The sequence below is a fragment of the Streptomyces sp. NPDC042346 genome, assembly GCF_055581845.1.
Genome location: NZ_JBVJEH010000015.1, coordinates 86,459 through 107,949, shown reverse-complemented (window position 1 = coordinate 107,949; position 21,491 = coordinate 86,459). Strand labels below are relative to the sequence as shown.

General features: G+C 73.2%; 22 protein-coding genes. 12 read left to right on the top strand and 10 right to left on the bottom strand.

Annotated features, from left to right (window positions below; translation table 11 throughout):
- Nucleotides 1-51: 51 nt before the first annotated feature.
- The 6 genes from ACZ6K0_RS40790 (at nucleotide 52) to ACZ6K0_RS40765 (ending at nucleotide 7,894) form a co-directional block, all read left to right on the top strand.
- The gene (locus ACZ6K0_RS40790) at nucleotides 52-1,560 is read left to right on the top strand and encodes a Rossmann-fold NAD(P)-binding domain-containing protein (RefSeq protein WP_469235144.1); all 1,509 of its coding nucleotides are present in this window, start codon (nucleotides 52-54) and stop codon (nucleotides 1,558-1,560) included.
- Nucleotides 1,553-2,020, top strand: a complete 468-nt coding sequence (locus tag ACZ6K0_RS40785; RefSeq protein ID WP_469235146.1) for a hypothetical protein — start codon at nucleotides 1,553-1,555, stop codon at nucleotides 2,018-2,020. The genes ACZ6K0_RS40790 and ACZ6K0_RS40785 overlap by 8 nt, the downstream gene beginning before the upstream one ends.
- Nucleotides 2,017-2,802 carry a methyltransferase domain-containing protein gene (locus ACZ6K0_RS40780; RefSeq protein ID WP_469235148.1) on the top strand — a complete coding sequence of 262 codons (786 nt, stop codon included), beginning with the start codon at nucleotides 2,017-2,019 and terminating at the stop codon, nucleotides 2,800-2,802. Before ACZ6K0_RS40785 ends, ACZ6K0_RS40780 begins: the two co-directional genes overlap by 4 nt.
- The gene (locus ACZ6K0_RS40775; protein ID WP_469235150.1) at nucleotides 2,799-4,754 is read left to right on the top strand and encodes a phosphoribosyltransferase; all 1,956 of its coding nucleotides are present in this window, start codon (nucleotides 2,799-2,801) and stop codon (nucleotides 4,752-4,754) included. Before ACZ6K0_RS40780 ends, ACZ6K0_RS40775 begins: the two co-directional genes overlap by 4 nt.
- Nucleotides 4,754-5,386, top strand: a complete 633-nt coding sequence (locus tag ACZ6K0_RS40770; RefSeq protein WP_469235151.1) for an HAD family hydrolase — start codon at nucleotides 4,754-4,756, stop codon at nucleotides 5,384-5,386. Before ACZ6K0_RS40775 ends, ACZ6K0_RS40770 begins: the two co-directional genes overlap by 1 nt.
- A 342-nt stretch (nucleotides 5,387-5,728) precedes the next feature.
- Nucleotides 5,729-7,894: a B12-binding domain-containing radical SAM protein gene (locus ACZ6K0_RS40765; protein ID WP_469235153.1), complete on the top strand. Its 2,166-nt coding sequence runs from the start codon at nucleotides 5,729-5,731 to the stop codon at nucleotides 7,892-7,894.
- A gap of 62 nt (nucleotides 7,895-7,956) precedes the next feature.
- On the opposite strand, the gene ACZ6K0_RS40760 is transcribed toward ACZ6K0_RS40765, so the two are convergent.
- Entirely contained in the window at nucleotides 7,957-8,580 is a 624-nt protein-coding gene (locus ACZ6K0_RS40760) for a hypothetical protein (protein ID WP_469235156.1), read from the bottom strand.
- 119 nt (nucleotides 8,581-8,699) lie between these two features.
- Here ACZ6K0_RS40760 and ACZ6K0_RS40755 point away from each other — a divergent pair, with 119 nt between their 5' ends.
- The 4 genes from ACZ6K0_RS40755 to ACZ6K0_RS40740 are packed head-to-tail and all read left to right on the top strand — an operon-like array spanning nucleotide 8,700 to nucleotide 11,484.
- A complete protein-coding gene (locus tag ACZ6K0_RS40755; RefSeq protein ID WP_469235158.1) occupies nucleotides 8,700-9,755 on the top strand; it encodes an aldo/keto reductase in 1,056 nt (351 codons plus the stop codon).
- The gene (locus ACZ6K0_RS40750; RefSeq protein ID WP_469235160.1) at nucleotides 9,752-10,621 is read left to right on the top strand and encodes an endonuclease/exonuclease/phosphatase family protein; all 870 of its coding nucleotides are present in this window, start codon (nucleotides 9,752-9,754) and stop codon (nucleotides 10,619-10,621) included. The genes ACZ6K0_RS40755 and ACZ6K0_RS40750 overlap by 4 nt, the downstream gene beginning before the upstream one ends.
- On the top strand, nucleotides 10,614-10,916 hold the full coding sequence (locus ACZ6K0_RS40745) for a lasso peptide biosynthesis B2 protein (protein ID WP_469235336.1): 303 nt from the start codon (nucleotides 10,614-10,616) through the stop codon (nucleotides 10,914-10,916). Before ACZ6K0_RS40750 ends, ACZ6K0_RS40745 begins: the two co-directional genes overlap by 8 nt.
- Nucleotides 10,900-11,484 (top strand): GNAT family N-acetyltransferase, encoded by a 585-nt coding sequence (locus ACZ6K0_RS40740; protein WP_469578666.1) that lies wholly within the window; start codon nucleotides 10,900-10,902, stop codon nucleotides 11,482-11,484. Before ACZ6K0_RS40745 ends, ACZ6K0_RS40740 begins: the two co-directional genes overlap by 17 nt.
- Before the next feature lie 149 nt (nucleotides 11,485-11,633).
- Here the strand turns inward: ACZ6K0_RS40740 and ACZ6K0_RS40735 are convergent, their stop codons facing one another.
- From ACZ6K0_RS40735 to ACZ6K0_RS40725, 3 genes are read right to left on the bottom strand one after another with little or no spacing between them, the layout of a single operon-like run.
- Entirely contained in the window at nucleotides 11,634-11,882 is a 249-nt protein-coding gene (locus ACZ6K0_RS40735; protein WP_469235162.1) for a hypothetical protein, read from the bottom strand.
- Between the two features lie 23 nt (nucleotides 11,883-11,905).
- Nucleotides 11,906-12,430, bottom strand: a complete 525-nt coding sequence (locus ACZ6K0_RS40730; RefSeq protein ID WP_469235164.1) for a GNAT family N-acetyltransferase — start codon at nucleotides 12,428-12,430, stop codon at nucleotides 11,906-11,908.
- Nucleotides 12,427-13,830: a hypothetical protein gene (locus ACZ6K0_RS40725; protein WP_469235166.1), complete on the bottom strand. Its 1,404-nt coding sequence runs from the start codon at nucleotides 13,828-13,830 to the stop codon at nucleotides 12,427-12,429. Before ACZ6K0_RS40725 ends, ACZ6K0_RS40730 begins: the two co-directional genes overlap by 4 nt.
- 170 nt (nucleotides 13,831-14,000) lie before the next feature.
- Here ACZ6K0_RS40725 and ACZ6K0_RS40720 point away from each other — a divergent pair, with 170 nt between their 5' ends.
- A complete protein-coding gene (locus ACZ6K0_RS40720) occupies nucleotides 14,001-14,477 on the top strand; it encodes an NUDIX hydrolase (RefSeq protein WP_400796023.1) in 477 nt (158 codons plus the stop codon).
- On the opposite strand, the gene ACZ6K0_RS40715 is transcribed toward ACZ6K0_RS40720, so the two are convergent.
- Complete coding sequence (locus ACZ6K0_RS40715) at nucleotides 14,428-15,135, bottom strand: PIG-L deacetylase family protein (RefSeq protein WP_469235168.1); 708 nt, start codon at nucleotides 15,133-15,135, stop codon at nucleotides 14,428-14,430. The genes ACZ6K0_RS40720 and ACZ6K0_RS40715 overlap by 50 nt on opposite strands.
- A gap of 150 nt (nucleotides 15,136-15,285) precedes the next feature.
- Here ACZ6K0_RS40715 and ACZ6K0_RS40710 point away from each other — a divergent pair, with 150 nt between their 5' ends.
- Entirely contained in the window at nucleotides 15,286-16,299 is a 1,014-nt protein-coding gene (locus ACZ6K0_RS40710; protein ID WP_469235170.1) for an acyltransferase, read from the top strand.
- On the opposite strand, the gene ACZ6K0_RS40705 is transcribed toward ACZ6K0_RS40710, so the two are convergent.
- From ACZ6K0_RS40705 to ACZ6K0_RS40685, 5 genes are read right to left on the bottom strand one after another with little or no spacing between them, the layout of a single operon-like run.
- Entirely contained in the window at nucleotides 16,278-17,228 is a 951-nt protein-coding gene (locus ACZ6K0_RS40705; RefSeq protein WP_469235172.1) for an aldo/keto reductase, read from the bottom strand. The genes ACZ6K0_RS40710 and ACZ6K0_RS40705 overlap by 22 nt on opposite strands.
- Entirely contained in the window at nucleotides 17,225-18,139 is a 915-nt protein-coding gene (locus ACZ6K0_RS40700) for an NAD-dependent epimerase/dehydratase family protein (protein WP_469235174.1), read from the bottom strand. The genes ACZ6K0_RS40705 and ACZ6K0_RS40700 overlap by 4 nt, the downstream gene beginning before the upstream one ends.
- Nucleotides 18,136-18,789, bottom strand: coding sequence for an HAD family hydrolase (locus ACZ6K0_RS40695; RefSeq protein WP_469235176.1), 654 nt, complete (start codon nucleotides 18,787-18,789; stop codon nucleotides 18,136-18,138). Before ACZ6K0_RS40695 ends, ACZ6K0_RS40700 begins: the two co-directional genes overlap by 4 nt.
- The gene (locus ACZ6K0_RS40690) at nucleotides 18,776-20,320 is read right to left on the bottom strand and encodes an AMP-binding protein (RefSeq protein ID WP_469235178.1); all 1,545 of its coding nucleotides are present in this window, start codon (nucleotides 20,318-20,320) and stop codon (nucleotides 18,776-18,778) included. The genes ACZ6K0_RS40695 and ACZ6K0_RS40690 overlap by 14 nt, the downstream gene beginning before the upstream one ends.
- The gene (locus tag ACZ6K0_RS40685; RefSeq protein ID WP_469235180.1) at nucleotides 20,320-21,447 is read right to left on the bottom strand and encodes an acyl-CoA dehydrogenase family protein; all 1,128 of its coding nucleotides are present in this window, start codon (nucleotides 21,445-21,447) and stop codon (nucleotides 20,320-20,322) included. The genes ACZ6K0_RS40690 and ACZ6K0_RS40685 overlap by 1 nt, the downstream gene beginning before the upstream one ends.
- Nucleotides 21,448-21,491 lie beyond the last annotated feature (44 nt).

The window sequence follows — 21,491 nt, the reverse complement described above, 5'->3', positions numbered from 1 at the left end:
CCCGCCGCACTTCCGTTGATCCATCACCCCCTTTTCGACAGGAGGGCATTGATGCCCGCATCCGTGAAACCGCCGCTCGTCCACGCGGTCGACGTCATCGCCACACCGGACGAGGCCCGCCACCTGGCCGGTGAACTCGCCGCCCGCCTCGCCGTCAGCCCGGACGTGCAGAGCATGGACTGGGACGAGGCGACGGCGTCGTGGCGGTGCGCGCTCGTCGACGGCGGCCGCGGCCGGCTGACGCTGGCCGCCCCTGCGGACCCGGCCGCGGCCGCCGCGAACACCCACCGGCTCGTCGCGACGTTCGAGCAGGGCAGCCCGGCCGAGGCCGAGGCGTTCTTCGCCGCCGCGCGGCATCTGCCGTTCACCCAAACCGAGATCGCCGCGGCCGTGGCCGAGCTGCCCCTGACGAGCCGGCTGGCCGACCGGTGGCCGGACAAGCCGCTGGCCGGCACCGGGGTGCTGCTGACGATCCACCACATGCGGGACTTCCTCGTCCTGGTCGACAGCCTCCTCGCCCTCGGCGTGGACCCGGCGCACATGACCGTGATCGACAAGGAGTACCCCTACGCGCACACCCACCGCGTGGACGCGCACCTGGTGCAGCGGCACGGCATCGCGGTGTGGCGCTACCGGGACTTGCGCGAGGGAATCGAGGACCACATCGGACGGGTCGCCGCCGCGGGCAAGCGGAGCGTGGTCATGGACGACGGCGGCTACGTGATGCCCACCGTTCTTCGCGAACTGCCGGAGCAGGTCGCTCACTTCACCGGGCTGGTGGAGCAGACCACCTCCGGCATCCGCAAGGTGGAAGGGCTCGACCTGCCGCTGCCGCTGTTCAGCGTCGCCGAGAGCGACATGAAGGGCATGATCGAGTCGTACGGCATCGCGGACGCGGCCGTCCGCAACACGCTGCGGCTGCTGCCGGACGAGAAGCTTGAGGGCCAGGCCGCGCTCGTGCTCGGCTTCGGTCGTATCGGGCACGAGGTCGCCCGCGTCCTGGACAACCGGCGCATGCGGGTCGCGGTGTTCGACTCCGACATCACCCGTCTGGTCGCCGCGCACGAGGAGGGCTTCCTCACCGGCCGGTCACTGGACCAACTGGTGCGCATGCACCGGCCGCGGCTGGTCGTCGGCTGCGTCGGGAGCCGCAGCTTCGGCGCCCGCGAGGCCCGGCTCCTGCCTGACCGGTCGTTCCTGGTCAGCACCACCAGCAGGAACTTCGAATTCGACCTCGACGAACTGCGCACGGGCAGCACCCAGGTCACCGACCGCGGCGTGCTCGGCACCGGCTACCAGCTCGCCAGTAACGGCCCGGAGATCGTCGTCCTCGGGCACGGCATGCCGATCAACTTCCACTACGCCGAGTCCCTGTCCAACCGCTACGTCGACCTGGTCCTGGCCGGGCTCGCAGTCGGCGCGGAGGCCCTGGCCCGCGGCGACGAGCGGCTGCGGCCCGGCCACAACGTGGCCGCGACCAACCTGATCCTCGCCGAGGCCGGCATCGTCGACGACTACTACCGCCTCTACGGCCCGGCCGCCGGCGGCGGACGTGGCTGAGCGGATCTTCACCCTCGGCGACCTCACCGGAACCCGCTCGGTGTGCGGCTGCCTGGCGTGCAACCTCAGCGCCGTGTTCGCCGACCACCTGACCGCCCTGCGCAGCAACTACCCCGGCACCGTCACCACACTCGGCCACCGCGGCGCCTCGCCGGGGACGACCGCGGTGCCGCACTTCCTCGCCGTGCGCCTGGGCGTCGGGCTCGCGGACGTCGTGGTGTGGGAGGAGATGCGCCCGCAGCAGCTGGCGGCCTGGCTGCCGGCCGCTGACGCCCGGGCCCGGGTGCCGGAGCTGGCTGCCCGGATCCCGCGCCTGGTCCGTGTCCGCCAGGCGCTGCGCGCGGGCACCTTCACCCCCTCCGGAGCGGCCGGTGAAGCCTTGGCGACCGGAGGCCGTTACCCCTCGTTCCGCTTTCTCGTCGAACACTGGCCCACCCTCAAGAAGGAGTTCACCCCATGACCACAGCCTCCTCCTCCGACTTCGCGACCGTCGGTAGCGGCTACGCCGCGTACTCCAGCGGCGGCCGCGGCCGGCTGCGCCACGACATCACCGCGCGCCGGGTCCTCGCCGAGCTCGGCGAACGCTCCGCCCGCGTGCTGGACGTCGGCTGCGGCGACGGGGAGATGGTGCTGCGCCTCGCGGCCGCCGGCCACCATGTGACCGGCGTGGAGAAGTCTTCCGGCATGCTCACCTCCGCGGCCGACCGGGTCGCCGCCGACCCGGCGATCGCCGGGCGGGTGACGCTGGCCGAGGGCGACATCTACAACCTGCCGTTCGAGGACGGCGCGTTCGACGCGGTGGTCTGCCACGGCGTGGTGATGTACCTGGCCGACTCCGTCGCCCCGCTCGCTCACCTCGCCCGTCTCGTCGCCGTCGGCGGCGTCCTCAGCGTGCTGACGAAGAACCAGCTGGCCGTGGGCGTGCGCGAGGCCCTGTCCGGCGACTACGCGTCGGCCCGGGCGCAGATCGAGAGCGGGCAGGCCGCCAGCGTGGGCAACCTCGGCATCACCACCCGGGGCGACACCCCCGAGCACCTGGACGACCTCGCCCGCGTCAACGGGCTCACGCCGCTGCCGTGGCAGGGCGTGCGGATCTTCCACGACCACCGCAACGACTGGAAGCCCACCGAGGACGAGTACCGGGAGGCGCTCGAGACGGAGTGGGCGGCCTCCAGCCGCAGCCCGTACCGCGAGCTGGGCCGTCTGGTGCACGCCGTGGCCCGCCGCGAGGCCAGCGCATGAGCACGCCATCGGCCATCCCGCCGCTGACGATCGGCCACCTCGCCCGGGACCTCGCGTCCCGGGCGGGGCAGCCCATGCCGGCCCTGCGCTGCTACGAGTCGCTGGCCGCCCTGTGGATCCGCTCCTGCGACACCGGTCTGCCGGGGGCGGGGACCCTGCGGGACATGACCCTGCGCGCGGGCCGACTACTCGCGGCCGGCGAGGACACCCTCATCGCGCCCGAGACCGACCGCGTTCCCAGCCGGCTGGCGCGGGACGAGTCGTTCGTGCGTCTTCCGGCGTCGCTGGCCGTCCAGGGAGTGGAGTGGCAGGACGCGGTCCGGCTGGCCCGGACGTGGCTGGAGAACCGGGACTGGTCCGGCCCGGTCCTCGTGGCGGGTGTGCGCACCGGCGGGGCGTATCTGGCGCCGCTGGTCGCCGCCGGCCTGGAGGCCGAGGGCGTGGATGTGCGGGTGGCAAGCGTGCGGGCCGGTGAGAAGCCCGAGGTCGGCGACCGGCGGGTGCTGCTGGTGGACGATCCACCACTGACCGGGCAGACGCTGCTGGCTCTCGCCCGCGAGGTCCCGGGAGCGGCCGGGGCCGAGGTGCTGGTGCCGGTGTTCGCGGCTGCCGATGTCGAGGGACTGCGCCTGGCGGGGCTCACGGTCACCGTGCTGCCGCGCGAGGACTGGCAGTCCACCCGCCGCCTGAAGCCCGAGGCGCTCGCCGCCTACTTGACGGCCGAGGCCGACTGGCTGGGGGCGGAGGGGGCGCCGGTTGTGGACGGCCTCGTGCCCGGGCGGGAGAACTCAGCCCTGGTCCCGTGGCCGGGGGTGCGGCGCCGCTCGCCGGCCCGGGCTGCCATCCGGCTGCGCACCGCCTGCGGTGTCCGGCACGCGGTCGCCGGGTGGGTGCCACCGGGAATCTTCGGCGACGCGGCCCGCTCCGCGGCCCGTGCACTGCGCAGTCCCCTTCCTCCGGCCACGCTCGCCGTGGCCCCCTCGCTCGTGGTCAGCGAGGACCTCGTCCCCATGGCGGCACTGGGCCCGGAGCCGGCACCGCACCTGCTGGAAGAGGCGGTGGACTACGTTCTCGCCCGCGCCCAGCAGCTCACCGTGGAGCCCGCCCGGCCCGACCGGCCGCTGCCCACGGTCCTCCGTGCGGTGGCCCAGGCCCTGACCGGAGCGGACGAGGAAGCGTCCGCCGCGCTGCTGCACCGTCTGCTGTCTGGACTCGGCCCCGCGCTGCCCGACAACCGGTGCGAGGCGGAGAAGTGGTTCCTCGACCACGGCGGACGCCTGCGCAAGACCGGTCACCTCGCCCACTCCTACCGCCGCGACAACGAGCTGCTCACACCGCTGCTCGACCTGGCAGCCCTCGCCGTCGCGTTCGGCGGTTTGGAAGCCGTCACCGAGAGCGTCGCCCGGCGCCTGCCCGGTGGTCACCAAATTTGGTACTCGGCGCTCGCGGTCGCGCTGCTGTGCTACGGCACGGCCCGCGGGGGCCAGCTCCCGCGCACCTACAACGCCCACCGCGCCGGCGAGATGGCTGTGGAGGCGTACCGGCTTCAGCGCGGCATGTCCCAGGCGGCCGCCATCGTCCAGGACCTGCTGGCCGCCACGTCGGCCGACCGTGAGGCGGCCGCACCGGGTGTCGTCCACCGGTGGGCGCAGCAGCCCGGCGCGCTGGTGGAGCCGCGGCTGCCTTTCGGCGGCACCCCCGCCGCCGAACTCCGACCCGGCCCGACGAGCGAGGAGATGGAGATGACGCTGAAAGCCGTCACGCAGTGGACCGACGGCGGCTTCTTCCAGTCGGTCCGGGAGGGGGACGTGCTGCTGCTCGCCCCGCTGGGCGCACCGTCGTCCTGGCCCCAGGCCGGCGAGGCGCTGGTGGAGCTCTCCCGGCTGCTGCCCCGCCCCGGGCTCCTCGGCTGGTGCGGGGTGCCCGTGGTCTCCCTGAGCGAGGTGGGCTGATGCTCACCTTCGACTTCGACGGAGTCCTGCACGACTCCCGCGCCCGGGCCTGGCGCTGCTACCAGGACGCCCGCCAGGAGATGGAGCTGGACAAGCTGCCCGACCTGGCCGGCCCGGAGAACCTGCCCGTCGTGTACCAGGGCGTGCTGAGCGCCTCCCTGACCCGCTGGATCGACTTCGAGACCGCCGAGCGGTTCTGGAAGCGGCACGCCGAGCTGACCGCCCGGGCCGCCGCCGACGAGCCGCACGGCGTCATCGCGGAGATGATCGGCCCGCTGGCCGAACTGGCCGCCGGGCCCGGGTACGCGGTGGTCACCGGAAGCCACCGCAGCACCGTGCACGGCCTGCTCGCACGCGACCTTCCCGCCGAGGCGATGCCCCGCGTACTGCTATCCCGGGACGAGCCCGGCAGCAAGACCGACAAGCTCCGTCTCCTGCTCACCCGGCACGGAGCCACCGCGTACGTCGGCGATACCGGCAGCGATGTCCTCCACGCCCACGCCGCCGGTCTGACGGCGATCGCCGTCGCCTACGGCTACGCGAGCCACGAGGACCTCGCCGCCGCCGCACCGGAACGAATCCTGTCCACCCCGGGCGACCTGGCCGCCTACTGCCAGACCCGCACCACCTGACCCCGATACCCCATAGCGCCCGCCCACCCCCGGGGATCTCCTGACGCCCCGGGGCTGGTGGGCCCTGCCCTGAAGGACCTTGCGCATGGCCGTCACAACCACCGCTGTGCTCAACCGCCCGGCCCGCCCCGTCACCACAACGCCACCCGGCAGGCACCCGCTGACCAACGCGGGCACCACCCTCGCGCCCGGCGACTTCGCCGCGGGCTGCCACCCGGCACGGCGCCGCAACGAGAACGAGGCACCGGAAACCCCGACCCTCCGGTCCGCCGCGACAAGCAACCCCCGACCTGGAGCTGCACGCACCGTCCCACGATCCGCACTCTCCGAAGGGCACTGCTAATGAACGACTCCCCGGTCCGGGAACAGGCCGTACGGCTGGCCACCGTCCTGGAGCACGCGTTCCCCGCGGCGCCGCCTATCGACCCCGACGACGCCCAGGAGATCGGTGCTTTGGAGCTCCTGCTCCTGACCCCCAACGACCTTCGCACCTTCATCGAGGACCGCTACGCCGAGCACGCCCTGCGGGTCCGCGTCACCGGCACGCTCGACCGGCGGCTGGTGCTGCTGGAGACCGGCGGCGGCTGGTGGACGATGGCCGACCTGTCCGGCCGGCCGCACTCCGACAGGGCCTGGCCCGAGTGGACCCGTCGCCGGCTCGCGATCGACCAGCCGGACTCCTGGCTCTCGGCCGCCGTCCTCGACGAGAGCGCGGTGGAACGCCTGAGCAAGCCCGACGTGCTGCTCGCGGCGCTCTACCACCCCGAGAACTTCCCCCTGCCCCGCTTCCCGCTCGGCATCAGCGACGTCGCCCGAGCCGCGCGCGCCACCATGACCGGCACCGTCGCCCTGGTCGACATGCAGCTGGGCACCACCCCGGAGGACCTCCTCAAGCAGGTCACCACCGCGCCCCCGGACATCCTCGGTATCAGCGCCACCTTCGGCCAGCACGACCTTCTCGAAGAAGTCCTCGACGCGGCCTACGCCTTACCCGAGCCGCCGCTGGTCATCGCCGGGGGCAGTCTGGTGGCCCGCAACGAGGGCCTGCTCCTGGCGAAGTACCCGAAGCTCCTGATCGCCCGTTCGGCCGGCGAACCCACCATGCAGAGCCTCCTGGCCTACTGGCACGGTGAGATCCCCCTCACCGACATACCCGGGCTCGGCTACAACGGCGCCCCGCGCGGCGGCGGACTCGGCATCGCGGCCCGCCGCACGGCCAAGCTGCGCGCCGCCGTCGCCGCCGCCGACATCCTTCCCGAGCTCGACCTCCTGCACCGCACCCTCCAGCTGCACGGGGTGGCCCAGCTGGAGATGAGCCGGGGCTGCACCAACACCTGCAGCTTCTGCCCGCGAGGGCACAAGGGCATCTGGAACGGTCCGGACCCGCTGGCCGGCTGCTGGATCCTGGCCTGGATCCGCCGCGTCTTCGACGAGTTCCCCCAGGTCTCGCGGACCGCGTACCTGGTCGACGAGGAGATCATCGGCCGCGGCGAACAGGTCGTGCCCCGCATCCTGGCCCTGGCCGCCGCGTTCCACCGGGCGGGCTTCCGCTGGGAGTCGAGCTGCCGCATCGACCAGGTCACGCACCCCGACATGGACGAGACCTGGCACATCGAGCGGGTCGCCATGTGGCGCACCCTGATGGACCTGGGACTGCGCCGGATGCTCTTCGGCGTCGAGTCGGGCGTGGACTCCATCCTGGACCGGTTCAACAAGGAGAACACCGCCGAGCAGAACGCGGTCGCCATCCGCACCCTGTCGGCGCTGGGCGTGCCCACCCGCTACACCTACATCACCTTCGACCCGCTGATGACCCTGGAGGAGCTGAAGGAGACTCACGCCTTCCAGGGCCGGACCGATCTGCTGCTGCGGCCACAGCCCGGACTGCCGGCGGCCGACATCGTCCGCGGGGTCCGCGACGACGCCTGGGTCGCGGAGCACACCACCGGCCGGGCGCTGCACACCGGCATCAGTTACATGCTCGTCAGCATGGAGTCCCTCATCGGCGCCGCCTACACCCGGATGGCCGCCGCCGAGGGCCTCACCGGGGCGGAAGAGCCGCTGATGGGCCGGGTCGCCTGCCGGTACCTGGACTGGCGCATCGGCGTGGCCAGCAGCTGGGCACAGCGGTGGGTGGACCGCCACTTCGCGCTGGACTACACCTTCAAGAGCCTGGAGAAGGTCCTCGACGATGCACCGCGGCATGCCGTCCGCCAGGCCCGCGTCGTGCTGAAGGACGCCGCCTACCAGGTGCTGGGCGACCTGATCGCCGCGATCGAGCAGCACGACCTGGACCAGCCGGAGCAGGAACCGGTGCTCGCCTCTCGGATCGAGGCGACGCTCGAGGCGCGGGCCGGGAGTCTGCGCGAGCAGATGGCCCCTACAGTGCGCGAGGTCACGACGCACCTCACCGGCGAGCACGCGGCCACGCTGGCCGGGGTGTACAGCCGGTGGGAGGCGACGGCCGGCTGGGAGCTGATCAACGCAGGGGACTCGTGCGCCGACTGAGCCGCCGCCGAGCCTGGGTGCCCCGCCGCACTGCCACGAGCGGGGCACCCAGGCCGTCGCGCTCAGGCGCCGCCGATCTTCTCCGGAATCGGCACCCAGTTGAACTCCGGGCAGAAGCGGGCGTACGTGGTCAGCTTCCAGGTCGCGTACTCCTCAGTCCGGCCGGAGCTGCGCAGCAGGTGCTTGACCCAGGTGTGCGCGATGCGCTCGTCGGGGGTCATGGTCACGTCGATCTGATCGAGCATCCGGCAGGCGACAGCGAAGTCCTCGACCGTGAGCGCGCTCAGGTCGATCTCGATGCCGTCCAGATGGAAGGAGAAGACGAGCCGGGAGGTGGAGTAGCGGGTCTTGCGCTCGCCCAGGAACGTCGTGTGCGGCGCGAGGGCCGCCCGCAGCCGGTCGCGGTCCTCGACCGGGTAGCCGATGCCCAGGTCCAGGTCCGAGGTCTCCAGGTTCAGGCGGGTGCCGAAGCTGCCGACGTCGCGCGGCTTGTGCCCGGTCCACTCGCTGATCATGGCGGCCGCGTCCGCGCGCACCTGCTCCAGGCGGTCGTCGTGGACCCGCATCTCCTCGTAGAAGGCGCGGGCGCGGGCGAACTCAGCGTCCGTGAAGTCGCCACGGTCGACCCAGCGCCGTCCGGCGATCGCGTTCAAGTCAAGTTCGGTGAAGGGAGGTTGTGTCGTCACGCGAGGCACCATACTCACTCCCCGAAGCGATTCATCATTGTTTGCAACTAATTGAGAGTTAAGAGGTACTTCCTGTGAGTGCTCCGACTTCCATCGCGCGCCGTACGCTCGCTCGCGGCTTGTCCGTTCATCCGATCGGGGTCGGCGCCTGGGCCGTGGGCGGCGCCGACAACAACCTCGGGCTGCCCATGGGCTGGTCCACGGCCGACGACGACGCATCCCGCCGCGGCCTGGAGAGGGCCCACGAACTCGGCGCCAACCTCATCGACACCGCCGACGTGTACGGGCACGGGCACTCCGAGCGGATCATCGGTGACTTCGTCGCCACCGTCCCCCGCGACAGCGTGGTGCTGTCCTCCAAGGTCGGCTACCACCGGGGCACCGCCCGGCACGCCTACCTCCCCTCGGCCATGCGCCGCCAGCTCGAGACGACCCTGGAGAACCTGCGCACCGACCGTCTCGACATCTACTTCCTCCACAACGCCGACTTCGGACCCGACGACCGCTACCTGGGGGAGGCCGTCGCCCAGATGCGCGACTTCCAGCGTCAGGGCCTGATCACCGCAATCGGGATGCGCGGCCCGCACCGCCACGCCACCGAGCGGGTCACCGTCGCCAAGGACCAGCGAGGCGACAAGTACGCCCGGTTCGCCTACCTCGCCGAGCAGATCCGCCCGGACTACCTCGCGGCCCGGTTCAACGCCCTGACCCCACCGCCCGCCGCGGGCCGTCCGGACGTCTTCGCCCTTGCTGCCTCCCTCGGCGCGAGCGTCCTGATCAACAAGCCGCTCGCCCAAGGCCTGCTCACCGGCAAGCACGACCCCGAGAACCCGCCCGTCTTCGCGCCTGGCGATCACCGGCAACGTAAGGCGTGGTTCACCCCTGGGGCGCTGCGGATCATCCAGAACGGTCTCGGCCCGCTGCGGGAACGCTTCGGCGACAGCCCGGCCGCTTTGACCCGTGTCGCCCTCCAGACGTGCCTCCAGCGAGCCGAGAACGCCGCAGTCCTCGTCGGCTTCACCCGCCCCGAGCAGGTCACCGAGAACCTGACCGCCGTCGGCACCCCGCTGACCGACGACGACCTCGCCTTCGTCCGGGACACCCTCGGCCGCCTCCAGCAGAACCTGGACGCGCACAGCGAGGTCTTCCTCGACGAGAAGGAAGCCGGCCGATGAACCTCACCGCGGAGCAGCTGTCCCTGCTCGCCCCCGGCGAACCCGCCCACCAGCCAGCCACCGACGCCGTGCGGCTGCTCCTGTTCAACGCCCAGCACGCTTCTCCCGAGCGCTCGCGGCGGCAGGCGGAATGGATCGCCAGCCAGGAACACGCCGATATCGCCGTCCTCACCGAGGTGTCCTCCACCCAGGGCGGCGACGCCCTCGTCGCCGCGCTCACCGAGCGCGGGTACGCCACCGTGATCGCCCCTCAGCCGTCCACGCCCGACTACCGCACGGTCATCGCCTGCCGCACCAGCGACGTCCGGCCGGTCCCCAGCCCGGTCACCGTCAGTCCCCATCGGGCCCCGGCAGCCCGCGTCACCGTCGGCGGCCACAGCATCGGAATGCTGGGCCTGTACGTGCCCTCCCGCGGCTCGAAGGACCAGCGCAACGTCGCCAAGCGTGCCTTTCAGGAGGCGGTCACCGAGGGCCTGCCGCGGCTGCTCGCGACCTTCCCGGAGATGCCCGTCATCGTGGCTGGCGACCTCAACGTCGTCGAGCGCGGGCACCAGCCCCCGCACAAGGTGTTTGGTGAGTGGGAGTACGCCTTCTACGACTCTTTCCAGACCGCCGGCCTCACCGACGCCTACCGGCATCTCCACCCCGACGAGGTTGCCCACTCCTGGTTCGGGCTCACCGGCAACGGCTTCCGTTTCGACCACCTCTTCGTCTCCACACCCCACGCCATCCGCGTCCTCGGCTGCAGCTACCACCAGGAAGCCCGCGAAGCGGGGCTGACCGACCACGCGGTCATGACGCTGCGCCTGGGGCTGCTGTCCACCTCAGACGGACAGGGCGAAGCCTCGGCTACGAGCTCTGGCTAACCGCTGCCCGAGCCCTTCCTGGTTCACTCGGCCCGAGGAGGGGTTCCGCCGAGATGGGCCGCTCGAAGGCGGTCACCAAGCACGTGCACAGTCAGCTCCAGAGTCCCTCGCCGCCGTTCTGCTGCTAGCCTCCCGGCGCCTCGGCGTCCGCTGGTGCCACGGAATCGCGTCCGACCCGATCCGGCTCCACGCCTGGGTGCAGACTATGAACGGCGACGACGTCGCCGAGCCGTCCTCGACCCGCGCCTACACCCCCGTGCTCACCATCGGAGACCGCCATCACCAGCCCCGCTGACCCGATCATCTGGCTGCGCACCGAGACCTGCGGACTCGGCCCGTATCGCGCCGACCTCGTCGAGACCTACTGGCGCTGGGAGCAGGACCCCGCCCTCCTGGTCGGCTACAGACGCCAGGCCCCCGAGTCTCTGGAGGCCCGCACGGAAGGCATGGCCCACCAACTGCGCGGCGAGAACATCCGCTTCACCATCTACGACCTCACCGACAGTGAACCCACTCCTGCTGGTGTTGCGACTCTGCTGCCCGACCACGGTGTCCGCACCGCCGAGTTCGTGATCATGCTCGGTCCGGAGGTGCGCGGCCGGGGGCTGGGCACCGCCGCCACTCGGCTGACACTCGACTACGCCTTCCACATCACGAATCTGCGGATGGTCTGGCTGAAGGTCCTCGCCCCGAACACCGGGGCGATCCGCGCGTACGAGAAGGCCGGCTTCCGGCACGTCGGCCCGATCCGCCAAGCCGGGTACTGGCTCGGCCAGGTATGCGATGAGATCGTGATGGACGCCCTGGCTTCGGAGTTCACCACCCCGTCGGCCATCACCCCCGGAGCATCCACCTCTGCCTGAGCGCCTTCGTCCGCGGTGTGACCTCGTGGAGTCGGTGGACCCAGGGCAGGCCGCAGCGTAGCGTCAGGGGTGAGGTCCCGCCGCATCCCCCGTCGGCGGGACCTCCTCGGTTCCAGCCGGCGGCGGCGAAGGTCCCGCTGCCCTGTTCGTCAGCCGCAAGGCTCGGGGCCGGCCTCCGTCACCAGGGTGATGCGCTCGGCACAGACGGACGCGTCTCCCGCACGGTGCCCCGGCTCGAACACCGCGACGGTGTAGCTGGCGATCCCGGCGGGCAGTTGCAGGAACATCTCGTTGAGGCGCGCCTTGGTGTCTTCCAGGGCTTCGGACGCTTGAGGCTTGTCGACGGTCAGCATGCGCGGGCCGATCCCGGGGATATCCACCTCGACGTTCCACTTCATGCGGCCATCCTGACAGGGCCGGGCTACGTAAGCAGGCTGGTGTGCGGAAGGCGCACCGCTGGCTGAAGGACGACCTTCTTCAATGCCCGGTTGATGTCGGGGTTGCGCCCGGGGACGTACGAGCGGACCGGCGCGTAGCCGCATGCGGTGTACAGGGCGAGGGCGGCGGTGTTGTGGACGCCGGTCTCCAGCAGGACCTCGGTGTGCCCGCGGCCGAGCGCGTCCTGTTCCAGGGCGGCGAGGATGCGGCGGCCGAGCCCTTGTCCGCGGGCGGCGGGGGCCACGTACATCCGCTTGATCTCGGCTGTCGAGGGGCTGAGGGCGCGCCAGCCCCCGCAGGCCAGGGCCGGTCCGTCTCCGAGGCGGGCGAGGAGGAACTGGCCGTTGGGGGCGTCGAATTCCGCGCTGTCGGTGGCCTCGGGGTCGTCGGCGCTGCCGTAGGTGGCCAGCTGCTCCTGGTGGAGGGCCCGAGTGAGGGTGCGGGCGTCGGCGGTGCCGTACGAGACGGCGGTGAGCGTCCACTGGGGGGCGGCCTGGAGCAGCGTCATGGTGTCGATAGTGCCGTGCGGAGGGCGTCCAGCGCATCCCCGTGCCCGGCTGCGCGCAGTTGGCGGCGGGCGGCTGTGCGGACGGTGGTGAGGAGGGTGCGGCAGCGGATGGACTGCACCTGCGGGAGGGTCGGGGCGAGGGCGGTGATCCAGTGGGCTGTCGCCTCGGCGTCCCGGGCCCCGATGCTGGCGCGGACGAGGTGGATTCCGTGGAGGAGGCCGGAGCGGCGGTATCCGGTTGCCGTTCCCTGGGCGGCGATGGGGCCGAGGAGTTGGGCGGCTTCGGTGAGCAGGAGGGAGCGGCGTCCGCGGGTGTGGGCGGCGAGGTCGACGAGCGCTTGGCCCGCTTCGGCGTCGACCTGGTGGGAGGTGAAGTAGTACAGGGAGGGTGGGTCGTCGCTGTGGCGCTGGCCGATCAGCTGCCGACATCGGTCGGTGGCCCGGCGGAAGGCGTCGAGGTCGCCGGCGGCAGCTTGGGCGGTGGCCAGCCGCCCCCATGCCCGTGCCTGGACCAGGGGAACGGCCTTCGCCGAGTGCTCGACCGCAGCGTGCGCGAAGCGCAGGGCCAGCCGCGGGTTTCCGCCGGCGGCGTGCTGGTAGGCGAGCATTCCGAGGGCGTTGGAGACGGTGTTGGTGTCACCGGCGGCGCGCGCGATCCGGATGGCCAGGAGCTGGTAGCGGTGGCCGGCCGGGTCGAGGCCCGCGTCGAAGCTCATCCAGCCGGCGAGCTGGGAGGCACTGGCGGCGTGCCGAAGGAGGCGGTTGCCGGTGGCGGCGTCGTAGCGGCCGGTGTGGATGAGGACCAGCGACTCGTGCAGGGCGATGCGGGCCTGGCGCTGGCTCAGGGGGCTGCCGCCGGTGCGGTCGTCGAGGCGGCGCAGCGCGGCGAGCTGCTCGAAGAGCATGTCGACGAACTCCGGTGCGACGTAGTCGCCTTCGCCGTGGCCGGGGGTGGGTGGGGCCGGGGGTTGGCGGGTGGCGTCCCAGACGGCCGCGGTGAGGTACTCGGCGGCATCCGAGTGGACCAGCGCCGGTTCGACGGACCCGCTGGTCCACGCGGAGGCGGTGCGCAGGACATCCCCCAAGGGGAGGGGGCCGAGGAGCTCCTCGGTCTCGGCGGTCTCGACGGCAGGCTGGTCGAGGCCCCACAGCTGCGCCGAGGTGTAGCGCCGGCCGGTTGCCTCGGTCAGGACCACCGCCGCTACGTCGCGTACGGCGGGAGAGCGGGGCAGGTGCCCGCGCAGCCATTTGTAGCCCGCGGTGAGGTCCACCGGGGGGTGGCCCATGGCGTTCAGCCGCGGGTTGATGGCCTTCACCAGCTCGCGGGCCGACCACTTGGCGTGGTCCAGGGCGTCGGCGAGTACGAGGTGCGCCTGCTCGGGGGCGAGATCAGTCACCACGGCATGACGTTAGGTCACAATCGGTCGGGGCGGGGAGTTTCACGGGATTTCACGCTTGCCGTGCCCACTTCACATCCTTCACGGCGCGGGGCGCTGCCGGACACCGGGTGGTGGTGATGGGCTGGGCGAGTGCCGGTCTTCCTGCTCCTTCACGTTCTACGGTGGCTTTCATGATCCCTGCCTACGTTGCCGCGCTGCGCGCCCTGGTCGGCCCTGACCACGGGCTCTGGCTGCCGGGGGTGAACGCGGTCGTCCTGGATGCGGGGCGGGTGCTGCTGCACCGCCGCTCCGACACCGGGGAGTGGTCGATCCTCAGTGGCATCCTCGACCCGGGAGAGGAGCCTGCCGCCGGTGTGGTGCGCGAGGTGAGGGAGGAGACGGGGATCACCGTGGTGGTGGAACGCCTCGCCGGGGTGACGGTGTCCCCCGAGGTGGTGCACACCAACGGGCACCGGGCGCAGTACTTGCAGCTGGTCTTCACGTGCCGGCCCGACGGGCCGGGCCAGGTGGCCCGGGTCGCCGACGACGAGTCGCTCGAGGTCGCCTGGTTCCCCGTGGACGCGCTGCCGCCGATGCGGGAGCGCACGCGCGAGCTGCTCATGATCGGTTTGGAGGAGCGGGAGCGGGCCTGGTTCCGGCCGGCGTGACGGTGTGGCGGATCACCTCGAACGCCTCGGCGGCGTCGTGGCCGATCTGGGCGCCGCGCAGCCTGGCCGCGGCCAGGACCGCTTCGGTGGAGCGGGTGTGCGGCCAGGGCCGCATCTCCGAGGCGTAGACCGCCAGGGCGCGTTCCTTGACGGTCAGCGCGGCGGGGGTGAGGGGCTGGAACCAGGTGGGGTGGAAGGGCCGCTGGCCCCATTCGGTGGCGGAGCGGACCTCCCAGGCCAGGACGGTCGTCACCGGGTGGCCGGGCTGGGGCCGGGTGGCGGCGGCGACGGTCTCGGCGGTGATGCGGTGGTCCAGCGACAGGTCGGCGCTGCTGTGGGTGTAGACGATCGAGGGCTGCCAGCGCCGGATCGCTGCCTCGACGGTCTGGGTGACGGTCAGCCGGGGCGTGGTGTCGAAGGCGTTGTCGGGCAGGTCGGCGATCTCGACGTCGGCACCGTAGAGGGCGGCGGCCCGGTGGGCGCAGGTGCTGCGGTGGTCGAGGTCGTCGTAGCCGGGGCGGCTGGTGGAGCTGGCGCTCAGGATCAGGACGTGCACCTGGTCGCCGGCGGCGGCGTGCTCGGCCAGAGTGCCGCCGGCGCCCAGGGTCTCGTCGTCGGCGTGGGCGGCGACGGCCAGTACGGATCGGGGCGTGTTCACGGCGCTCCTCGTTGAGGGATCGGTCCGGGCCGCGGAGCCCGGTGACGGAAAGGGGGGATGGAGCCAGTGCGGACTGCGGGGTTTCCCGGTGTCGACCTTCGGGTCGGGAGGGCGCGGATCGGTCGGGGGGTACAGGTCGGGGAGGGCACGGTGATCGTGGCCGACGACCTGGTGCTGGCGGACGGGGCGGTGGTGGGGCCGGGCTGCGATCTGCGCTCGGCCCACCTGGAGCTCGGGGCGGGCGCGCAGGTCGGCGTCGGCGGCCGGTGGTTGGTCGCGGACTCGGCCCGGCTGGGTGGGGGCTCGGTGGTGGACGCGGGCTCGGATGTGGTGTGCCGGGAGCTGGCGGTCGGCCAGGGCACCTACCTGGGGCAGCGGCTGCGGATCGGTGCGGGCGCGACGATGGAGGAGCGCTCGATCGTAAGGATCGGCGACGGCTGCCAGATCGCGCCGGACGTGACGCTGAACGCGACCGAGCCGGTGCTGATCGGCAACCAGGTGGGGATCAGCGCCGAGGTCGCCGTCTTCACCCACGGGTACCACGCCGGGCACCCGGTCCGGGACGGCCATGGCGCATCGTTCGCGGGTGTCGAGCTCGCCGACGCGGTGTGGCTGGGCTTCCGGTCGGTGGTGCTGCCCGGGGTGCGGGTGGGCGAGGGCACCGTGGTGGCCGCGAGTGCCACGGTGACCCGGACGCTGCCAGCCGGGGTGCTGGCGGCCGGGGTCCCCGCGGTGGTCAAGCGCGAACTGCGGCCGCAGGCCCTGGACGAGCGCGGGCGCCGCGAGGCGGTCGCCGCTCTGGTGACCGCCTGGCTGGAGCGGCTCGCCTTCAAGGGCCTGAACGTGCACGAGCTGCCCGGTACCGGAGTTCGGACCAGCTGGGAGGTCTCGGGCCGGGGCGGTGGCTGGCAGGTGCGCCTGGACACCGCGGCGGTGTCGGTGGAGCTGCGACCACGGGGCGGCGAGGCGGCGGTGTTCTCCTTCGCCGAGCCGCTGGCGGTGGCGGGGGTCCTGGACGAGGTCGGCCACGATCTGCGGGATTTCTGCCGCCGGGCGACGTGGCTCTTCCCGTACGAGGTCAACAGCCGGGGCCTGGTGCCGGAGCGGTTCGCCCGGCTGCTGGACGGCGGGGCCGGGGCCGGTCATGGGCGGGATTCGAGGTAGGCGGCGAGTGCGGGGGTGATGCGGCCGGCCTGGGCGGCGCCGGCCATGCTCTCGGCGAGCTGGTGGCGGGTGCGGGCTCCGATGACGGGGATCACCGGGGCCGGGCGGTGGGCGCGCAGGTAGGCCAGGGCCAGGCCGTGCGGGGTCATCTGCAGCGCGGCGGCCGTCTGGTGGAGTTGGTCGCGGCGCTCGCGCCCGGCGGCGGTGTCGTAGGTGCGGGCGTGGTGGTCGGTGTGCCGGCCGCTGTGGCGGGTGGCCAGGTAGCCGGCGGCGAGGGTGCGGTAGGGGACGACGGTCATGCCGTGCCGGGCGGCCATGGCCAGGTGGCCGGGGTCGGCTTCGACGAGCCAGGGTTCCTCGGGCGGGTCGGCGCGGGGGATGAAGCTCCACAGCGGGGCGGTGACCGTCGGCGCGGTCAGGCGGGCCGCGGTGGCGTGGCCGGCCCAGGCGGTCAGGCGGGCGGTGGTCCAGTTGGAGGCGCCGACCTGCTCGGCGACCCCTTCGCGCACCGCCCGGTCGGCGGCGTCCGCGATTTCGGCGACGGGCACCGCGGGGTCGTCGCGGTGCAGCAGCAGGACGACGGCCCGGCCCAGGCGCTCGGCGCTGCGCCGGGCGGAGGCGAGGATCCGCTCGGGCCGCAGGTCGCCCAGGTGGGGGCGGGCGGGGTCGAGCCCGGCCTTGGTGATCACCCGCATGCCGGTGGCGCCGGCGGCGCGCAGCCAGGCGCCGATCAGGGGCTCGGCCCGGAAGGCGCCGCCTGCCGGGCCGTAGGTGGGGGCGGTGTCGATGAGCCGGCCGCCGAGCTCCTGGAAGTCGTCGAGGAGGAGGCGGGCGCGGTCGTCGGGGATCGCCGGGGTGCCGAACTCGAAGGTACCCAGTGCCGCCACGCCCGCGAGCGGGGTGGCGGCACTGGTGGAGGGGAGGGTCACCGGCCGGCTCCGGCCGGGGTCCAGGACAGGGCGCGGACGCGGGCGGTCTCGGCCAGGAGCTCCTGGAGCGGGCGCTGTCGGGGCAGGGGCTCGTAGGTGGCGGTGAACAGGCTGGTGTCGGCGGTGAAGGAGCGGATCTCGTTGGGCCGGGGCTGGACGTGGGTGATGGTGCCGCGGCCGGTGGCGCGGATGACGGCCCGGGCCAGGTCGAGGACGGTGGTGGCCTGCCCGGAGCCGATGTTGACGACGGGCAGCAGCCGGTCGGCGTCCAGGATGCGGCCGAGCATGGCGGTGGTGGTGTCGATGTGGGTGAGGTCCCGGGCCTGGGTGCCGGTGCCCTCGATCATCAGCGGCCGGTCGGCGAGGGCCGCGTCGATGAAGGCGGGGACCACCGCGTCGGGGTCCTCCCACGGCCCGTACGTGTTGAAGAACCTGGCCACCCCGATCTGCCGACCAGTGCCGAGCCGCAGCCGGTAGATGTCGGCGAGATCCTCAGTGGCGGACTTCCCGGCCGCGTACGGGGAGCGGGGCCGGCGCGGGGCGTGCTCGGCGAGCGGGCCGCTCTGGTCGCCGTAGACCTCGCAGCTCGATGCGAGGAGCAGACGGCCAGCACCGGAAGCGGCGAAGGTGTGGATCATGTGCCGGTCGACGCTGGTGTTGTGCTCGAAGCCGCCGACCTCGAACGAGCGGGGCACCGACTTGTGGGCGGCGAGGTGGATGACGGTGTGGAAGCCGTCCAGGTCGGCGGGGGTGAGGGTGCGGACGTCGCGCTCGACGAGGTGGTCGGGGCGGGGGCGGGGCGAGTGGACGGACAGGTCGTCCAGGGCGGTGACGGTGTGCCCGGCGGTGCGCAGTGCGGTGGTGAGGGCGGAGCCGATGAAGCCGGCCGCGCCGGTGATCAGCAGGTTCACGAGCGGTCCTTGGCGGTGTCGAGGGTGTCGAGGGTGTCGAGGAAGGCGGCCAGGGCGGCGGGGCCCTGGTAGGTGTGGGCGCGGATCCCGAGGGTGGTGGCAGCGTCGGTGACGATGGTGATGTCGTCGACGAGAACGAGGTCCTTCCGGTGGGCTCCGTGGGCGGCGGCCACGTGGTCGAAGAAGGCGGTGCCGGGTTTGGTGGCGCCGATCTCGTGCGAGCAGTGCACCGCGTCCAGCACCGGCAGGTCCTCGCGGTACAGGTCGCGCCAGAAGGGGGCGTGCAGCGCGTTGGTGTTGGAGACGCCGACGACGGCGTCGAAGCGGCCGCGCACCGCCGGGGCGGCCAGCAGGGCGAGCAGGGTGGGGTCGGTGGTGCCGTAGATCGCGTTCCAGCCCGCCGCCAGCTGCTCGTCGTCGAGGTCGACGGCGAGCAGGTGGCGCAGGTGCTCCAGGTAGGCGGCGGGTGGGATCTCGCCGCGCTCGAAGGCGTCGAAGGGGGCGTCGATGAGCCAGCGGTCGCGCAGCTGCTGCGGGTCCTGGCCGGCGGCGGCGGCCCACGCGTCGATGGCCTTGAGGAAGGAGTAGTCGAAGAAGACGCCGCCCATGTCGATGAGCAGGACGCGGCGGGGGCGGTCAGGCGAGGGCACGGGTGGTCTCCGGTTCGGGGAGCAGGTGGCTGTAGTGGACGGTGATCAGGTCGCGGCGGGGTTTGCCGGTGGAGGTGACCAGGAGGAGTTCGGGCCACCGGTCGGGCAGGACGTGGACGGCGGCCAGGTCGCAGTACGGCAGCTCGCCGCTGCGCCGGGCGGTCTCGACGCCGCGGTGGAGGTCGCTTTCCAGGGCGGTGACCTCGGCGGGGAGCCAGTTGGCGGTGGAGGGGGCCGAGACCAGGGCGACGGCGCGGGGCAGGCCGGGGCCGAGCAGGCACGCGGCGTCGACCCGGGGGTGGGTGAGCAGGTGGGCTTCGATGGGCTCGGGGTGGATCATCTCGCCCGATCCGGTCTTGAACGCCGACCCGATCCGGCCGCTCAGCCGTAGCCCTCCCGCCGCGCTGTCCTCGCGGTTCACCCGGTCGCCGGTGCGCAGCCAGCCGTCGGGGCCGGTGACCGGGACCAGGTGCGGCCACTGCGCGACGTATCCGGCGGCCACATGCGGTCCGCGCAGGAGGAGTTGTCCATGGTCGTCGATCCGGTGCTCCACGCCGACGGGCCGGCCGAGCCCGGGGGTGGCGGCGTCGTCGTGATGGAAGGCGGGCACGGTGGTCTCGGTCGAGCCGTAGGCGCCGCTGATCCGCAGGCCCGTGTGCCGGTGCAGGGCGCCGGCGACCGCGGGGTCGAGGGCGGCGGCGCCGTTGACGGCGGTCCGTACCCCGGCCAGGGCCTGCCGCAGCCGGCGGCCTTCGTCGCCGGGCTGCTCGCAGGTGGCGGCCAGGCGGGCCCAGATGTGAGGGACGCCGAGCAGGGTGTCCGCCCGGTGCTGCAGCAGGTCCTCTTCGAGGCGCTGGGGCGTGGAGGTGATCTGGGTGGTCCCGTACAGGCACATCAGGGTGTGGCCCATGATCCGCTGGGCGACGTGCGAGACGGGCAGGTAGGACAGGGTGCGCGCCGGGCGGCCCCTCCACAGGCCGGTCCAGGTGTCGGTGCCGCGCACCAGCGCCGCTTCGGTCAGGGCCACGGCGCGCGGCAGGCCGGTGGTGCCGGAGGTGAAGACGATCGCCGCGGTCTGCTCCAGTCGGCGCCCGGCCATGCGGCGGGCCACCGTGCGCCACTGCGCGGGGGTACCGCCAGGCCGGGTGCTGTGCTCGTTTACGGTGTGCACCGGCGTCCGGGCGTGGCCGGCGATGTCGGCGAGCGCCCAGTCGCCGACGGTGTCGAGGACCGCGGCGGGTTCCACCACCGGCCACAGCGCGGCGAGCTGCTGCGGGGTCAGGTCCGGCAGGACTGCGGGCACGCCGCCGGCCAGGAGCACGGCCAGGTCGGCGACGCTGAACAGTGCGCCCGGGCCGGTGCGCAGCAGCACGACGCGCCCCGTCACCTCGGTGGTGGCCCGCAGCTGCCGGGCCAGGGCCAGCGCCCGGCCCAGCACCTCGTCGAAGGTCAAGACGGCGCCGTCCAGGGCGACGGCGGCCGGCCTCCTGCCGGGGTGGGCGAGGAAGCGCGGCAGGATGCGGTCGTCCATCACAGTTCCCCGGCGGTGGTCGCGGTCAGGTGGTGGGCGCCGGCGAGCTGGCGGCCGCGGGCGGCGACCAGGGCGTGCCGGGAGATCGTCATCGCGTCGCGCCAGCAGCCCTCCAGGCCTGCGGCGCGGTGGATCGCGGCGGCCCCGGCGGCGTCGAACAGGGTGCGGCACGCGGCCTCGGCGGCCTCGGCCATCTGGCAGCAGGCGGTGCGCAGCAGAGCCCGCTGTCCGGGGCTGACCTGGCCGCGCAGTGCGCTGCTCCACGCGGAAGCGGTCGCGGCGTCCAGCAGGCCGGCCGCGGCGCGGATGCGGCCGTCCGCCTGGTCGAAGGCCGCCTGGATGGCGGGCTGGTGGGCCATCGGTCCGCTGCCGTAGCGGCTGGCGGTGGTCGAGGCGAGGGTGGCGAACGCGGCCAGGGCCCGCTCGCCGCTCGCGCGGGCGACCTCGGCGATGCAGCCGGCCAGCAGCCCGTAGAGGGGGTAGCGGTACAACGCCCCCTCCACCAGCGGCGGTTCGGTCAGGCTGATGCTGTGCGCGCCTGGGACCAGGGTGTCGCAGGCCACGGTGTAGGAGGCGCTGCCCCGCAGTCCGAGCGCGTCCCAGTCCTCCTCGACGGTCAGCTGGCCGCGCGGGACGAGCCACCAGCGGCTGCCCGGCGCCCCGTTGTGGTCGGCGGGGGCGGCGAGGGCGGCCAGGGTCATCGCCGGGGCGCCGGTGACCAGCGGCCAGCGCCCCCGCAGCCGCACCCCCTCGCCCTCCCGCTCGGCCAGACCGACCGGCACCGAGGAGCCGGCGACCACCGGGGCATCGCCGGCCAGCTCGCGGGCCACCTGCACCGGCAGGCGCGACAGGAACGCCCCGGCCGGGCCGTGAATCGCCGCTACCCATCCGGCGGCGGGGTCCGCGAGGGCGACCTCGCGCACCGCCGCGAGGATCTGCGGCGCGTCCCACTGCAGGCCGCCGCAGTCCGCGGGCACCGCGGCCCGGGGCAGCGCCGACGCGGTCAGCGCCTTCCACACCGAAGGGTGCAGCGTCCCGTGCTGCTCCCCGAACTCCCGGTGCTCGCCGGCCGTGCGGCTCAGCTGCCCCACCGCCACGAGGGCGGGCTGGTCGTGGACAAGGGTCATCGCGATCTCTCCAAACAGGTCGGGTCGGGCGCAGGACGAAGGCG

What these genes read in the sequence shown, in the direction of transcription:
- ACZ6K0_RS40790 (WP_469235144.1), top strand. Translation starts at nt 52, where the DNA reads ATGCCCGCATCCGTGAAACCGCCGCTCGTCCACGCGGTCGACGTCATC.
- ACZ6K0_RS40780 (WP_469235148.1), top strand. Translation starts at nt 2,017, where the DNA reads ATGACCACAGCCTCCTCCTCCGACTTCGCGACCGTCGGTAGCGGCTAC.
- ACZ6K0_RS40775 (WP_469235150.1), top strand. Translation starts at nt 2,799, where the DNA reads ATGAGCACGCCATCGGCCATCCCGCCGCTGACGATCGGCCACCTCGCC.
- ACZ6K0_RS40770 (WP_469235151.1), top strand. Translation starts at nt 4,754, where the DNA reads ATGCTCACCTTCGACTTCGACGGAGTCCTGCACGACTCCCGCGCCCGG.
- ACZ6K0_RS40765 (WP_469235153.1), top strand. Translation starts at nt 5,729, where the DNA reads ATGAACGACTCCCCGGTCCGGGAACAGGCCGTACGGCTGGCCACCGTC.
- ACZ6K0_RS40750 (WP_469235160.1), top strand. Translation starts at nt 9,752, where the DNA reads ATGAACCTCACCGCGGAGCAGCTGTCCCTGCTCGCCCCCGGCGAACCC.
- ACZ6K0_RS40735 (WP_469235162.1), bottom strand. Translation starts at nt 11,882, where the DNA reads ATGAAGTGGAACGTCGAGGTGGATATCCCCGGGATCGGCCCGCGCATG.
- ACZ6K0_RS40730 (WP_469235164.1), bottom strand. Translation starts at nt 12,430, where the DNA reads ATGACGCTGCTCCAGGCCGCCCCCCAGTGGACGCTCACCGCCGTCTCG.
- ACZ6K0_RS40720 (WP_400796023.1), top strand. Translation starts at nt 14,001, where the DNA reads ATGATCCCTGCCTACGTTGCCGCGCTGCGCGCCCTGGTCGGCCCTGAC.
- ACZ6K0_RS40690 (WP_469235178.1), bottom strand. Translation starts at nt 20,320, where the DNA reads ATGGACGACCGCATCCTGCCGCGCTTCCTCGCCCACCCCGGCAGGAGG.
- ACZ6K0_RS40685 (WP_469235180.1), bottom strand. Translation starts at nt 21,447, where the DNA reads ATGACCCTTGTCCACGACCAGCCCGCCCTCGTGGCGGTGGGGCAGCTG.